11 protein-coding genes are annotated in these 14393 nt (G+C 65.7%); 7 read left to right on the top strand and 4 right to left on the bottom strand.

Features of this window, described 5'->3' with window-relative positions; all coding sequences use genetic code 11:
- Positions 1–12: 12 nt before the first annotated feature.
- The gene (locus C2138_RS10240) at positions 13–396 is read left to right on the top strand and encodes a YchJ family protein (protein ID WP_108517588.1); all 384 of its coding nucleotides are present in this window, start codon (positions 13–15) and stop codon (positions 394–396) included.
- A 21-nt stretch (positions 397–417) separates the two neighbouring features.
- On the opposite strand, the gene C2138_RS10235 is transcribed toward C2138_RS10240, so the two are convergent.
- A complete protein-coding gene (locus tag C2138_RS10235; RefSeq protein WP_159078200.1) occupies positions 418–1272 on the bottom strand; it encodes a DUF1206 domain-containing protein in 855 nt (284 codons plus the stop codon).
- A gap of 140 nt (positions 1273–1412) precedes the next feature.
- Here C2138_RS10235 and C2138_RS10230 point away from each other — a divergent pair, with 140 nt between their 5' ends.
- Both C2138_RS10230 and C2138_RS10225 read left to right on the top strand, forming a co-directional pair.
- The gene (locus C2138_RS10230; protein WP_108517584.1) at positions 1413–1607 is read left to right on the top strand and encodes a CsbD family protein; all 195 of its coding nucleotides are present in this window, start codon (positions 1413–1415) and stop codon (positions 1605–1607) included.
- A 75-nt stretch (positions 1608–1682) separates the two neighbouring features.
- Positions 1683–2054 (top strand): MmcQ/YjbR family DNA-binding protein, encoded by a 372-nt coding sequence (locus C2138_RS10225; RefSeq protein ID WP_108517582.1) that lies wholly within the window; start codon positions 1683–1685, stop codon positions 2052–2054.
- 9 nt (positions 2055–2063) lie between these two features.
- Here the strand turns inward: C2138_RS10225 and C2138_RS10220 are convergent, their stop codons facing one another.
- Positions 2064–5072, bottom strand: coding sequence for a DEAD/DEAH box helicase (locus C2138_RS10220; RefSeq protein WP_159078199.1), 3009 nt, complete (start codon positions 5070–5072; stop codon positions 2064–2066).
- Positions 5073–5177: 105 nt separating this feature from the next.
- On the opposite strand from C2138_RS10220, the gene C2138_RS10215 reads away from it, so the two are divergent.
- The 4 genes from C2138_RS10215 to C2138_RS10200 all read left to right on the top strand — a co-directional run bounded on the left by C2138_RS10215 (position 5178) and on the right by C2138_RS10200 (position 13596).
- The gene (locus tag C2138_RS10215; protein ID WP_233245480.1) at positions 5178–5669 is read left to right on the top strand and encodes an ASCH domain-containing protein; all 492 of its coding nucleotides are present in this window, start codon (positions 5178–5180) and stop codon (positions 5667–5669) included.
- 72 nt (positions 5670–5741) lie between these two features.
- The gene (locus tag C2138_RS10210; protein ID WP_108519064.1) at positions 5742–6977 is read left to right on the top strand and encodes an exonuclease SbcCD subunit D; all 1236 of its coding nucleotides are present in this window, start codon (positions 5742–5744) and stop codon (positions 6975–6977) included.
- Positions 6974–10033: an AAA family ATPase gene (locus C2138_RS10205; RefSeq protein WP_108517576.1), complete on the top strand. Its 3060-nt coding sequence runs from the start codon at positions 6974–6976 to the stop codon at positions 10031–10033. Before C2138_RS10210 ends, C2138_RS10205 begins: the two co-directional genes overlap by 4 nt.
- A complete protein-coding gene (locus C2138_RS10200; RefSeq protein WP_108517574.1) occupies positions 10033–13596 on the top strand; it encodes a TM0106 family RecB-like putative nuclease in 3564 nt (1187 codons plus the stop codon). Before C2138_RS10205 ends, C2138_RS10200 begins: the two co-directional genes overlap by 1 nt.
- Here the strand turns inward: C2138_RS10200 and C2138_RS10195 are convergent.
- Positions 13593–13934 (bottom strand): acylphosphatase, encoded by a 342-nt coding sequence (locus C2138_RS10195; RefSeq protein ID WP_241961100.1) that lies wholly within the window; start codon positions 13932–13934, stop codon positions 13593–13595. The two genes, C2138_RS10200 and C2138_RS10195, sit on opposite strands and share 4 nt — an antisense overlap.
- Positions 13931–14269, bottom strand: a complete 339-nt coding sequence (locus C2138_RS10190; RefSeq protein ID WP_159078198.1) for a YciI family protein — start codon at positions 14267–14269, stop codon at positions 13931–13933. The genes C2138_RS10195 and C2138_RS10190 overlap by 4 nt, the downstream gene beginning before the upstream one ends.
- Between the last annotated feature and the right edge of the window lie 124 nt (positions 14270–14393).

Here is a 14393-nt window from a genome sequence, read left to right as displayed (position 1 = left end):
CGAGCACAGCTTATGATCGACGACTCCTCCCGCTGCCCCTGCCTCAGCGGCGAAAGCTACGGCGCATGCTGTGCCCCCCTTCACCGAGGTGCCGCCGCTCCCACCGCTGAGCGGCTCATGCGCTCCCGCTTCTCGGCCTTCGCAGTCGGGGATGCAGGCTATCTGCTGGCAACGTGGCATCCGGCAACCCGGCCCGAGCGCCTGGAACTCGACGAGGGCATCCGCTGGTATCGGCTCGATATTGAGCGCACCGAGCGCGGCGGCATGCTCGACACCGACGGAGTCGTGGAATTCTCTGCGTTTTGGAAGGGTGGCGGGCAATCGGGCGTGCAGCACGAGGCGAGTACTTTTGCGCGCAGTGACGGGCGCTGGGTCTATGTGGATGCTGCGGGCTAGATCGAGTCAGCGCTTGAGAAGTCAGCGCTTGAGATAGACGGCCCGCGCCGCAAGATACAGGCCGTGAATCATGAACCCGGCCGAGATTGCAAAAAGCGGCCATGGCCCCGTGGGCAGCGCTGCCAGCCAGCGAATCGCGCCGTCGACCCCTGTTGTCCAGTCCGCGTCCGTCAGGACCGCCCCGCCCACAAAGAGAAGCCCTACGGTCATTAACGCGATGCCCTTCAGGGTGTGACCGATGACGCCGACGGCCACGACGACCTGACCCCATGGGCCCTCTGGCGGGTCGATATCCTCGCGAAAGCGGCGGCTCACGCCGCGCGAAATGAACGCGATTCCCACACCTCCGACGACTGCCCCGATGGCGGCGAGCACGAAAACGCCGCCGGGCATGCCAATGAGCGTGGAGCTCAGGGTTTTGGTTCCCTCAGCGGTGTCTGGCCGACTGCCCACAGCGAAGGCGAGACAGGCGAGACCGACGCCGACGAAGCCGAGGGCCTTGGCATGATCGCGCAGCTTGCGAGGGAAGATCTTCGATTCGTCGGGGCCAGCGGTGAGAGCCCCGGACCACTGCCACAGCCCGAGCCCCAACAGCGCCACCGTCGCAACCCACAACAGGATGTAACCGCCGGGGGCATCGGCTACTGCCTCGAGCGCTCCCGACTGATCTGCTCTGACCCGAATGCCGTTGGCCACCGACATGCCGAGCACCCCGATGAGAACGTGAACGACCCCGCTGGCGATGAGCCCAGCCCTGGCCAGCGAGCGCACGACGCGACTGTGGCTGGCGCGGCGCACGCGTTGCCGCACACCATGCGAGGAGCCGTTTGATCGCTGGGGATACGACGCGGTCGCAGGTTGGCCAGAGGGAGTCACCTCCCCTTGATACCACCGATTCGCCCACCTCAGAGTTCCCTGAGTGCTCATGTCGCTCCGAGAGATGGCGACTACTGTCACAGGTCTACCGAGGCTGGCAGCGACATCATGCCAGCGCGAATGCAACAAAGGAGTACGCCATGGGCATCGGAGACAAGTTCGAAAACGAGGCAGAGAAGCTCGCGGGCAAGGCCAAGGAAGAAGCGGGAAAGCTCAAGCACGATGACAAGCTCATCGCCGAGGGCAAAGCTGAGCAGGCCAAGGCAGAAGCCAAGAAGGCTGGCGAGCATGTTAAAGACGCTGGCACAAACGTGAAGGATGCCTTCAAGAAGTAGGCACCGCACCGCGGCAGAAGCCGCAGCATGCAGGCGCAAGGGGGTCGTGTCGGTCGGCGCCGATATGGTCGATCCATGACCCCCGACGCCCTGCAGGAACTGTGCCTGTCATTGCCCCAGGCGATAGAAACGTTCCCGTTCGACAATGAAACGAGCGTCTTTAAGACGAGCGGCAATGGCCGCATTTTCGCTCTGAGCAATCTCGGGGCCGACGTTCTCACGGTGTCACTCAAATGCGACCCAGAAGATTCGGTCGCGTTGCGCGAGGAGTTCGCCGAGATCACGCCGGGATATCACCTCAATAAGAAGCACTGGATCACGGTGGTGGTGAGCGCGGATCCGTCTGAGGGGGTCCCCGACGACCTCGTAGAGGATCTCATCATCGCAAGCCACGAGCTCGTGCGGCCCAAGGTTCGAGCACCCAAGAGGGCCGTCGCCGAGGACTAGTGGCCGTGGCTAGTCGATCAGGCCGCGGATGTCATCCGCCGTCAATGCGGAACTGAACGCGGCTCCGTCGTCCATCACCGAGGTGAACAGCTCGCCCTTCTTTTTGCCGAGCGCGAGCACCTTTTCTTCTATCGTGTCTGCGGCGATCATCCGATAGACCATCACCGTGTGCGACTGCCCGATTCGATGGGTGCGGTCGACAGCCTGAGCCTCTGCGGCGGGGTTCCACCACGGGTCGAGCAGGAACACGTAGTCCGCCTCGGTGAGGGTAAGGCCGAACCCGCCCGCCTTGAGGCTGATGAGAAAGACCGGCGCTTCGCCGTCCCTGAACGAGGCGATTACCTCCGCTCGATTGGTGGTTGACCCGTCGAGATAGACATAGGGAATTCCTGACGCCTCGAGCCGCGCGGCCACGATGCTGAGATACGAGGTGAACTGGCTGAAAACGAGGGAGCGGTGCCCCTCGGCGATCGCCTCGCTGAGGTGATCAATCGTGATCGCGAGTTTGCTGGAGGGAATGCCAGCGTGGGCGCCGTCCACGAGCGAGGCATCAAGACTGAGCATGCGCAGGAGCGTGAGCGATCGGAAGATGATCATGCGGTTGCGATCGACATCGTCGATAAGACCGAGAAGCTTTTGCCTCTCGCGCTGCAGTGCCGTGTCATAAAGACGGCGATGCTGCGCCTCGAGCTCAACCATGATGACCTGCTCCTGCTTGGGCGGGAGTTCGGCAGCGACCCGGTCTTTTGTGCGCCGCATCATGAGCGGCCGAATGCGGCGACGCAACCGCGCCAGACGCTCCTTATTGCCGCCCTCGATGGGGCGCGCATACTCCTCCGCGAACCGACGGGGCGAGGCAAACAATCCAGGGGCGACGAGGGAAAAGATCGACCACAGCTCCATGAGGTTGTTCTCGAGCGGCGTGCCGGTGATCGCAAGGGTGAATGGCGTGTTCAGGTCTCGAGCGCACTGGTGCACAGCAGAGAGCCTGTTCTTAACGAACTGCGCTTCGTCAAGAATGAGCCCGGCCCACTCTCGTGAGTGGTAGTTCTGGATATCCCGGCGAAACAGCCCGTATGAGGTGACGACGACATCGATGCTCGGGTCGACATCCGCCACCGTCTGTTTGCTGGCCGCCCGCGCCGTAGTGATTTCGGCGACGCGCAGGCCAGGAGCGAACCGCGCGGCCTCCGAAACCCAGGTGGGAACCACGGAGGTGGGAGCGACGACGAGAAACGGAGGACCGTCGCCGCGCTGCGCAGTGGCATGGGCGAGGAGCCCCAGGGTCTGCATCGTCTTACCCAGGCCCATGTCGTCGGCGAGTACGCCGCCAAGGCCGTGCTCATAGAGGAATATGAGCCAGTCGAGACCTTGCTGCTGGTACGGACGCAACGTGGCGCTGAGGCGGTGGGGCACGCTGGGGATTGTTGTCGTGTCGAGCAGACCCTGAGCCGCTGCCCTCCACGCCACCGCCTCGTGCGTTTCGTCGGCCAGATCCTCAAAGTCAGACCAGAGGCTCGCATGGACACGACTGATCCGCGGGCCGGTCTCCCACTCCGCCAGATCGCGCGATTCGGCAATGAGCTCGTTGAGTCTCTCGAACTGCGGCTGCTGAAGAGACAGGTAACTGCCGTCGACCATGAGCAGTTTGCGGCGCCCTCTCGCGAGAGCTTCGAACAACGGCCCGAAGGGAATTTCTTTGTCGCCGACCGTCACCAGCACGCCCAGATCGAACCAGTCGCGCTGCTCGGTTTCGATCGTGCGGATGCTCAGGTGTGGCAGTTCGGTGAGCTCGCGATAGTCGGGATGCTTGCCCGTGCGCTCGACCTGCACGCCGGCCATCCCCTCGAGAGCGACAAGTGAGTGAGCGGTGAATTCTGCGGCGTCGATTCCGCGCAGAACGGTGGTCGCCAGAGAGGTGAGATGCGGTTTCGCCACGGCAAGAACCGCGGCCTCCAGAGTGGGATCGAGAGAAGGCGCGGCATCGCCGTGGGCGGCTGGCCCCGCGGGGATGCGGTCGTGGCCGTAGTCCCAGAACCACGACAGGGTGAGCGTGTGCCGTGGCGTAAACGACGCCGCGAGCACCAACTGTGCAGCGGGCAGCTCTGGCAGCGAGACAGACGCGTTCGAGCTGGTGATCCCGATGCTGCGCTGGAGCCGCGGATAAAGGTCGCTGAAGAATTCGGCCGCTCCGCTGGCCGGAATCCGGATGCTCTGCCCGGCCGTGAGCATGCGGGCCAGATCGCTCGATGCCACCCTCGCTGCGGCTGGCAGGGTTGCGCGCGCGGCGACGGTCGGTGGCGCGAGCGGCGCGACGGTGATGTTCGGCTCGCGCCCCAGCTCGGCGCAGTAGGCGCCGTGATCGCCGATCGTCGCCACGATGCCGAGTGGGCAGTCGAGCCCGTCGAAGCCGAGCCTCGGCGACAGCACGACCGCGTCACCGTCGACGGTTGCGTCCAGGGTTGCGTCGAGCCTCAGAGTGGCGCGAGGGGCAACCGTGATTGTCGCCCCCTTGCTGGCGCCGCTGCCGCCGACGAATGCAATCCCGAGCGCGTCGGCGCCGGCGAGGAGCTGCCACAGTAGCGGGCTTTGGTAATCGTCGAGATAGATCCAGTCGCTTTCACGGCCGGCATAAACATCGCGGATCGGCCGGTGTAGGGCGGCGAACTGTGTAAACCAGAGGTGGTGAGCAGGGTCGAGCGCGGCGGCGCTCCCCTGATAAGGCAGATTGCTCCAGCTGAGCGAGCTGCGCGTCCAGTTGCCGCTTGCGCTGCGTGAGACGGGGCGAACCCCCAGACGATACGCGTCGGCGTCAGGTCTCCTACCCACGCTGCCAGCGGGAACTGTGCGAGTGGCTGGTCCGCCCCACTGGTGCGAGGTACGCGAGACCTGCTCCCGCAACTCCCACTGCAGGGCCATGGGGCGCGTGCCGGACGAGCGGGGCAGCGAGCCAGAGGCGACCGGCATCAGCGGTTCAAGAGCCGCACGCCACGACGAGGATGGGGGCGGCGGGGTCACGGGAGAAGTCTTTCATGCGGGTCTGACATGTCACGACGACTCCGGCAGGCGGCCTGCGGCAGGCGGGGCGTCGCGTCGTGTGCAGGGCAGTGAGAGGATGAGAGGGTGACTCCCACTCCCGTAGCCGAGCCAGATATGGCCGCCGCCGCTCGACTCTGGCGCGCCTATCGCGATGCGGTGCCCGGTGACGAGCTCGAGCATCCGTCTGTCGAGTGGTTCGGCGACTCCGCGGAGCTCGCCGATGAGCTTCTTGCTCTGGTTCTTGAAGGTCAGAAGACAGCGACCGCGACCCTCGTGTGCGAGTTCTCTGCCGAGAGCCAGTTGCTTCCGCGCATCGGAGGTCATTGGATCGCCTGTGACGGTTCGGGCACACCCACCGTGGTCTTGCGATCAACCTGGTTGCGTCTCGGACCCATCTCCAGCGTCGACGACGCCTTCGCCTGGGATGAGGGGGAGGGCGACCGTAGCCGCGAATCCTGGCTCGCCGACCACATCAGGTACTGGAAGCGAGTGACTGAGAACCGGGGCATTCCGTGGTCGGATGGGCTCGAAGTCGTCTTCGAGCGCTTCGAAGTCGCCTGGCCCCTGGACCGGTGAAATAACGGGGATCAGGCCCGAACGCGCGGCTTCTGCCCGATCATGTCGGTCGCCCCCGCTAGCGTGAACCTTATGCGACTTCTGCACACCTCTGACTGGCACATTGGGCGCACTTTCCATGGCCACTCGACCCTCGCGCACCTGCGCACGGTGCTCGACTCTCTGGTCGAGGTAGTGCGCACGCGCCAGGTGGATGTTGTTCTCGTCGCCGGCGATATCTTCGATTCCGCAACCCCAGCGGCGGATGCCTACGAGATTCTCACGGATGCCCTGCTGGCGCTGCGCAATGCCGGCGCTACCGTGGTGATGACCAGCGGCAACCATGACTCCGCCACGAGGCTCGGCTTTCAGTCGTCATTCGCCGCGGCCGCCGATATCCATGTGTTCACCCGTCCAGAGCAGCTCGCATCGCCCGTCGAGCTGGTCGACGACCATGGCCCAGTGGCCATCTATGGCATCCCCTATCTTGAGCCTTCGATTGTGCGACACCGGCTTGGCGCCGAGGACCCTTCGCGCCTGCGAACTCAGGCAGACGTGCTTGCCCACGCCATGGGCGCGGTACGGGCGGATGCTGCGGAGCGCGGCTCTCGCAGCGTGGTCCTTGCCCACTGTTTTGCTGCTGCCGTCGGGGGCGGTGCCGATGCGGTCGAGCCCCATGCGGTCGATGCAGATGCGGTCGATGCGGATGCTGGCCGTGATGGAGAGATTGCGCAGACTCCGGGCCTCGAGCGCGACATCACGGCGGGAGGTCTCGATGTAGTGCCGCTGAGCGCTTTCGACGGACCGGATTACGTGGCGCTCGGCCATATCCATGGGCGGGCTCGCCTCAGCGAGAGCGTGCGCTACAGCGGTGCGCCGCTGCACTACACCTTCAGCGAATCCGGCAAGCCTCGTGGAGCCTGGCTCGTGGAGTTGGGTGAGCATGGGCTCGATTCGGTCGAGTGGGTCGACCTTGTTGTTCCGCGGCGCCTTTCGGTGCTCAGCGGAACCCTTGACGAGCTACTGACAGACGAGCGGTTCACGGCCAACGAGAGCGACTGGGTTGCCGCCATCATCACCGATCAGGCGCGCCCGCTCGACGCGATGCGCAAGCTTCAGTCGCGGTTCCCCTTTTGTGCGAACCTCGAGCACCGGCCGGATGTTGTCGCCAATAGTGCCTCCGTGACCTATTCCGAGCGGGTTCGCTCCCGCAGCGACAGCGAGATTGTGGGCGGCTTTCTTGAGCACGTGCGCAACGGCGTGGGCGCGTCAGAGCACGAACGCGCTGTTGTCTCGGCTGTTGTGGCGGCGGCGGAGGGCGCTGCATGAGAATCAACACGCTCGTTATCGCCGGGTTCGGCCCGTATAAGACGCCGCAGCGCATCGACTTTGATGCCTTCGCCGACGACGGAATCTTTCTCATGGCGGGCAAGACCGGCGCAGGCAAGTCCAGCATCCTCGACGCCGTTTGTTTTGCGCTGTACAACGCGGTCCCCCGCTATGAGGGCACGGATAAGCAGTTGCGCAGCCACCACTGCGATGCAGGCGACCCCAGCTATGTAACCCTCGAATTCACGGTCGGCGCCGAGCGATATCGCGTGCATCGGAGCCCCGACTACGAGCGACCCGCCAAGCGCGGTGGGGGCATGACGACCCAAAAGGCCGACGCCGAGCTTGCCGTCTGGCGCGACGGGGACTGGCACGGCATGGCGGCTCGGCCCGTCGACGTCGCGACCGAGCTGAGCGGCATCCTGGGGCTCACGAAAGACCAGTTCTTGCAGGTCATTCTGTTGGCGCAGAACCGCTTTCAGCAGTTTCTTTTGGCCAAGAATGATGAGCGCCAAGCGCTGCTGCAGACGCTCTTCGGCACCCAGCGGTTCGAGCGTTACGAGCTAGCGATCGTGGAGCAGGCGCGCTCGCTAGAAGCGCAGCTGGGGGACGCGCAGGAGCAGCGCGAGAGAGATACCGAGCGAGCGCGGGGTCTGCTGCACGGGCTCGCGCCGCTCGGGGGCACGACGACATCGAGCGAGCAGGGGCCGAGCGAGGTGCCGAGCGAGCACATGCCGACTGGCCCATCCTGGTTTGAGCACAGCCTCAACATCATCGATGCTCACCTTGTGGCGGTGGACGGCGAGGTGCTCGCCGCCTTCGAGCGCGCGAGTAGCGCGGAGGAAGAGCATCGAATCCAGGTTGAGCGCCGCGGCCTGCAGCGCCGCCGCGATGATGCGCGCGCCCAATTAGTGGCACTCGAGGCCGAGTTGGAGAATATCGCGAACGCGCGCCGCAGGCTGGTCTCCGCAGATCACGCCGCGGCCGTAGCCCCGCACAGTGAGGCGCTCTCGCGTGCTGAGCGCACTGCGACGGCTGCCGCGTCGGTCGAGGCGCAGGCCCGTGAGGTGTGGGCGACGCTGACGGCTGCTGGCCCCGCCGTCGCCGTCGCCGTCGCCGTCGCCGTCGGCGATGGCGTTGGCGATGGCGTCGAGTCAGAGTCCCTTGCCGCGATCATCGACGAGAGCTCCCGTACCCTCGGCGCGCTCGAAGATGCCCTCGACGACGAAAGCGCTCTTCCGGCCCTCGACGGCGAAGTGCGGCTCCACGCCGCGGAGGTGGAGCGACTCGATGCGGAGATCGACCGCAGCGCCCAGCGCGCGCTGCTGCTTCCTTCGCTGGTCGAGGAGTGTTCAGGTCACCTGACGGCCGCGCTCGTGGATGCTGCCCGAATCTCAGAGGCGGAGGCCAGGGTTGAGCGCGCGTCTGCCGCCCTCGCGGCTGCGTCGGAGGCGGTTTCGCTAGGCGAAACGCTCGACGCCGCACGGCGGGCCGAGCTCGACGCCAGCACCGCGAACTCCCTCGCTAGCAGTGACCTTAACGATCTTCTTGCGCGGCGCATCGGCGGCTTCGCCGGTGAGCTCGCCGAGTCTCTGGCCCCGGGGGAGCCGTGCGCCGTGTGCGGTTCGACATCGCATCCCGCACCGGCGGCTCCTGCTGAGGACGCCGTCACCGAGGCCGACATCGACTCTGCCCGGGCCGCTCTCGATCGCAGCGTCGTGGCCCTCAAAGCAGCCGAAGCGGCTGCCCGTGAAGCAGGCCAGCTCCACGCCGCTGCGTTAGCCAGGGCAGACGGCAAATCCGTCGCCGAACTCGAGGGTCTTCTCGCGGAGGCAGTCGCAGCGCACGCGTCGGCAACCGCGGCGGTCGCCGAGAGTTCACTTCTCGCTGGGCGTCACGCCACGCTCACCGCCGAGCTGGCAGAGCTTGGCTCCGCCCTGCAGAGCCTCCGTGAGCAGCGGGATGCCGCCGATCGCAGCAGAAGCGGCCTGGTGGAGCGTCGTGCCGCCATTGCGGACAGGGTGGCCCGCCACCGCGCGGACTACACCAGCGTCGCCGCCAGAAGCGATGCGTTGCGCGCCACGATCACGGCCGCTCGCACTCTGCTCGAGGCAATGACCGCCCATCACAACGCGGTAACCGCCCGAGAGTCCGCAGCACAGACACTGGCGGAACAACTCGCGCAGCACGGGTTCGAATCGGCGGAGCACGCGGAGGGCGCTGCGATAGCCGCGACGGAGCGCACCGCGCTGGAGCAGAGCATCCGTGCCCATGAGCGTGCGGACGACGTCGCCCGGGCGACGCTTGCGGAGCCGGAGCTCGCTGGCCTGCCCGACGAGCCGATCAATGCCACGCAGGCGGAAGCCTCCCGCGATGCTGCAAGGGCGCTCCTCTCCGAGGCCAACAGCCAGCGCGGAATCATCGCCGAGCGTCACGCGCAGATGCATACGCTCGTTTCGGATGTGCGCTCTCGCAGCGCAGAAACAGAAGCCCTAGCGGCCGAGTACGAGCAGATAGCCGGCCTCGCCGCAGCCGTGCAGGGAAAGGGTGCCAACACGCGCCGCATGCGACTAGAAACGTATGTGCTCGCCGCACAGCTCGAGGAGATCGTTGCCGCGGCGAACGGCAGGCTCCGCACGATGACGGCAGGGCGCTACGAACTGCAGCATGATGACTCGGTGCAGTTTCGCAAGACTCAGTCGGGGCTCGGGCTTGCCATTCTCGATCAGCACACGGGGCGGGCGCGGCCCACCCACTCGCTTTCGGGCGGCGAAACGTTTCTGGCGTCGCTTGCCCTCGCTCTGGGCCTTGCCGAGGTCGTCACAGCGCAGAGCGGCGGCATAACGCTCGACACCCTCTTCGTCGATGAAGGATTCGGGTCTCTCGATGGTGACACTCTTGAGATCGCGATGGGCACCCTCGATTCGCTGCGGGCGGGCGGGCGCACCATCGGGCTCATCAGTCATGTCGAGGCGATGAAGGAGCAGATCCCCGCAAGCCTCGGCATTCGGGTTACCGATGGCGGTTGGAGCGAAATCGTGCAAGGGGCGGCCTGATGTTTATTGTCGAAGACGCGGTACGTCGGGTCGTCTACACGAGCGCGAGCGACCTGACGATAGCGTCGAAGTGCGAGTTCGCGTTTCTTCGGAGCCTCGATGCGAAGCTCGGGCGCATCGCCACTTTGGTCGAAGAGACCGACCCCATGCTGGCGCGAACTGGCAGGCTCGGCGATGAGCACGAGGAGCGCGTGCTCCGCGAACTGCGCGCCGAGCACGGCGCCGGGGTCGTCGAGATCGAGCGGCCCGATGTGCGCGATCGACAGGCGCTCGACGACGCCGTCGCCGCCACGATTGAGGCGTTTGCCTCCGGGGTTCCCGTGGTGTTTCAAGCGACCTTCCACGAGCACACTGCAGAAGACGGTGCCGCCGTCGAGGAGGGCGACGACCATGTCGACATCGCCTTCGTAGGGTTTGCCGACTTCATCGTGCGCACCGCCGACGGCCATTATCTGGTTCAGGACACGAAGCTCGCCCGCAGCGCCAAAGTGACGGCCCTTCTCCAGCTTGCTGCGTATGCAGAGCAGCTTGCCCGCATCGGAGTGCCAGTTGCGAACACCGTGGAGCTTCTCCTCGGCGACGGCAGCACAAGTGAGCATCGGCTCGCCGACATCGCGCCCGTGTATCGCCACCGTCGCGCTCGGCTGCACCGCATCATCCGCGACCGCATTGCCGAGCGGGCGCCAGCCGCCTGGGGCGACCCGCGCTACTCCGTATGCGGTCAGTGCGCGCACTGCGAGGCTGCGATTGCGGCAACGCGTGACGTGCTTTTGGTCGCTGGGTTGCGCCTAACCCAGAGGGCGAGGCTGGCGGATGCCGGGGTCACCACAATCGAGGCTCTGGCCCATTCGAGAGGGTCGATCGAGGGCATCGGCGACTCGGCTCTCGATGCCCTGCGCGAGCAAGCGCTGCTGCAGCTCGAAGCGCCGCCGGCCGCCGACGGGGGCAAACCGCTCCCGCCATTCCGGGTCGTCAACGCTGAGGCGCTGGGTGCGATCCCACAACCCTCGCCCGGCGATATCTTCTTCGATTTCGAGGGCGATCCGCTCTATACGGAGGGCGACTCGACGCGGTGGGGGCTCGACTACCTCTTCGGCTTAGTCGATGAGACAGAGCACTTCAGCTCCTTCTGGGCTCACACTTTTGAGCAGGAGCGCCTCGCGCTGAGGGCTTTTCTTGACGACCTCGCCGAGCGCAGAAAGCGCCATCCCGATCTGCACGTCTATCACTACGCTGCCTACGAACGCACCCATCTCTCGAGCCTCGCCGCTCGCCATGGAATCGGCGAGGAGGAGGTCGATCAGCTGCTGAGAGACCACGTGCTCGTGGATCTCTACCCGGTCGTGCGCAAGGCGGTGCGGGTGGGGTCTCGCTCCTATTCGATCAAATATCTCGAGCCGCTCTATATGGGCGACGCAGGTCGAACGGGTATGGAGGTGGCAACGGCTGCTGCCTCGATCACGGAGTATGCGGATGCTATGCAGCTCGGTATGGATGGAGACCCTGCGGCGCAGCAGGCCAAGCTCGATGAGATCGCCGACTACAACCGCTACGACTGCGTTTCGACCCTTCGCCTGAGAGACTGGCTGCTCGGACTTGCCAGCGCACACGGCGTCACCCCGGTCGGCGCCGTCGATGCAGACGAGCCCGCCGAACTCGCCCCGACGCCGCTGCACGATTCGCTCGCCGCCATCGCAGGCGACCCCCTCGATCCTGATCGCTCGGCCGATTGCACGGCGGCCGCATTCGCGCTTGCGGCGCTCGACTATCACCGCAGGGAACACAAGACATTCTGGTGGGGTCATTTTGCCCGGTTGGTTCAGCCGATCGACGAATGGGCAGACACGCGAGACGTGCTTGTCGTCGACTCCGCTCGCGTGGAACGCGATTGGTTTCGGGAGGGCAGACAACGGAGTGACCGCCGCCATGTGAGGCTGACGGGAACCTGGGGGCCAGGCTCGAAGCCTTCTGCAGGCGGAGCCTCCCAACCCTTTGTTCTCTATGACCAACCTGCCCCCGTTGTCGACCCGTCGGCGGACCCGGGAGCCCGATGGGCGCGCAGCGTTTCGGTACTCGAATCCGACGACGACAGCATTCTGATCGAAGAGACCTTGAGGGCGGGAGTGGAGCCATACAGCGCGCTGCCCGTCGCACTGACGCCCGCAGCGCCTCCGCCTGCAGGGCAGCAAAAACCGGCGATCGAGTCCTGGGCTCAGGCGATAGTGGATGCCCAGCCCGACTGGCCACACGATGCCGCTGTGGACATCCTGCGCCGTCGTGAACCGCGAACGCTCAGCGGCAAGGGCCTCGTTGCCCACCGGGATGCTTTGGTTCAGAGCGGAGCCCTGATTGAGAACGGCGCGCTCGTTCACGCCGTCGAGGCAAGTCTGCTCGACCTCGACAGCTCGTATCTGGCGGTGCAGGGCCCACCCGGAACCGGCAAGACCTATCTGGGCGCCCATGTTATTGCCGAGCTGGTTGCCCGCCACGGCTGGAAGATCGGTGTGGTTGCACAATCGCACGCCGTCGTGGAGAACCTGCTCTCCGCGATCGTCGAGAAGGCCGGACTGCCCCAGGAGCGAGTCGGCAAGGTTGTCGCCAACCCCGACGCCGATGTCGCGTTCACGGCTCTGCCGCGAGACGGCCACCTCCTTTTTGCCCTCGACAATGAAGCGACGGGATATGTCGTCGGCGGCACGGCCTGGGATTTTTCGAATCCTGCGCGGGTGCCGCGGAGGTCACTCGACCTGCTGGTCATCGATGAGGCCGGGCAGTTCTCGCTTGCCTCCACAATCGCCGCGAGCGTTGCCGCCCGCAATCTGCTGCTGCTCGGTGACCCGCAGCAGCTGCCCCAGGTGAGCCAGGGGCTGCATCCCGAACCCGTGGATGGTTCAGCCCTCGGCTGGATCAGCGACGGGCACGACGTTCTGCCCGGGGAGCTCGGCTACTTTCTCGCGTCCAGTCGCCGCATGCATCCCGCCGTGGCAGACCCCGTCTCTACGCTCTCCTATGAGGGTGAGCTGGCGGCGCATCCGGATGCATCGCTTCGGCACCTTGAGGGCATCGCCCCTGGGCTGCACCCGGTTGGCGTAGCCCACCACGGCAATTCAATCGAGTCAGAAGAAGAGGCGGCGGTCGTCATCGACCTGGTGCGCTCGTCCCTCGGCCGGGCCTGGAGCGACCCCTCTGCAGCGCGCAGCGCAGAGCAACTGAGGCAGCGAGACATCATCGTCGTGTCGCCCTACAACGCGCAGGTGGCGCGGGTGGCGGAGGGCCTCGCTGCGGCGGGTTTCGGCGACGTCCGGGTGGGCACGGTCGACAAGTTTCAGGGGCAAGAGGCTGTGGTCGCCATCGTCACGCTGGCGGCCTCCGCACCGGCCGATGTTCCACGCGGCATGTCGTTTCTGCTCATGCGCAACCGGCTCAACGTGGCGGTGTCGCGAGCGCAATGGGCGGCCTTTCTCGTGCACTCTCCCGACCTGATTGACTATCTGCCCCCGACTCCCGCCGGGGTTGCGGAGCTGAGCGCCTTCATAACGCTCATCGAGCAGGATGTGGATTAGATGCCGCGGATCTCGAACCCGCCGGAACCGCGCGACTCTGCTGCCCCGTCGAGAGGGGCCACGTCGATGTCCGTCACGTCGAGTTCCGTCACGTCGATGTCCGTCACGTCGACGCGCGTTACCTCGGCAAACGGAGGGCCATGGCGCAGCCACTCGATCATGGCGTCGACGCTCGCTTCGTCCCCCTCGATCTCGGCTTCCACGGTGCCGTCGGGCACATTGCGCACCCATCCGGATACCGCCAAACCCTGAGCGGCTGCGCGGGCATTCCATCGAAAACCGACTCCCTGCACTTCGCCGTGCACGACGGCTCTGCGGCGAACTATGCGCGCGGTCACGGGCGCTGAAACCCTTCGAGAACTCGTCGCACCTCCACCGCCGATTCAACGGTTTGCGCGATTCCTGCGGCGATCTCCTCGGCGCGCGCCTCATCGCAGCGCACAACCCAGAAGCGCGCGAGCGGGGTGTGATTGCCCGCGAGTGAGCCCACATGGCGGCCACCGTGCCGATCGATCAGCGAGCCGTGCTCACCGAACTCGAGCACTTCGGAATAGACCAGCTCACCCGATGTCGCGAGCTCGTCGTCGAGCTTGGCCATCGATGAGGCAACGCGCTCTGCCCACTCCGGTGGTTTCGCCTTGACGTCATGCTCGGTGCTGAAGGTCATGATCATGAACCGCATCGTTGCTCCCTAGCGCCGCCCGCCGCAGCGCGGGCCTAGGCCCATCTTGCGTCCGGACCGCAGCCAAGGGAACCGGCGTGTTAGATCAGGCTGCGCAGAAGCTCGTCGGGTGTAA

Origin of the sequence: Salinibacterium hongtaonis (assembly GCF_003065485.1) — a bacterium.
Classification (GTDB): Bacteria; Actinomycetota; Actinomycetes; order Actinomycetales; family Microbacteriaceae; genus Homoserinimonas; species Homoserinimonas hongtaonis.
The sequence above is the reverse complement of the archived record's forward strand: the minus strand, read 5'-3'. Positions and strand labels throughout refer to the sequence as shown.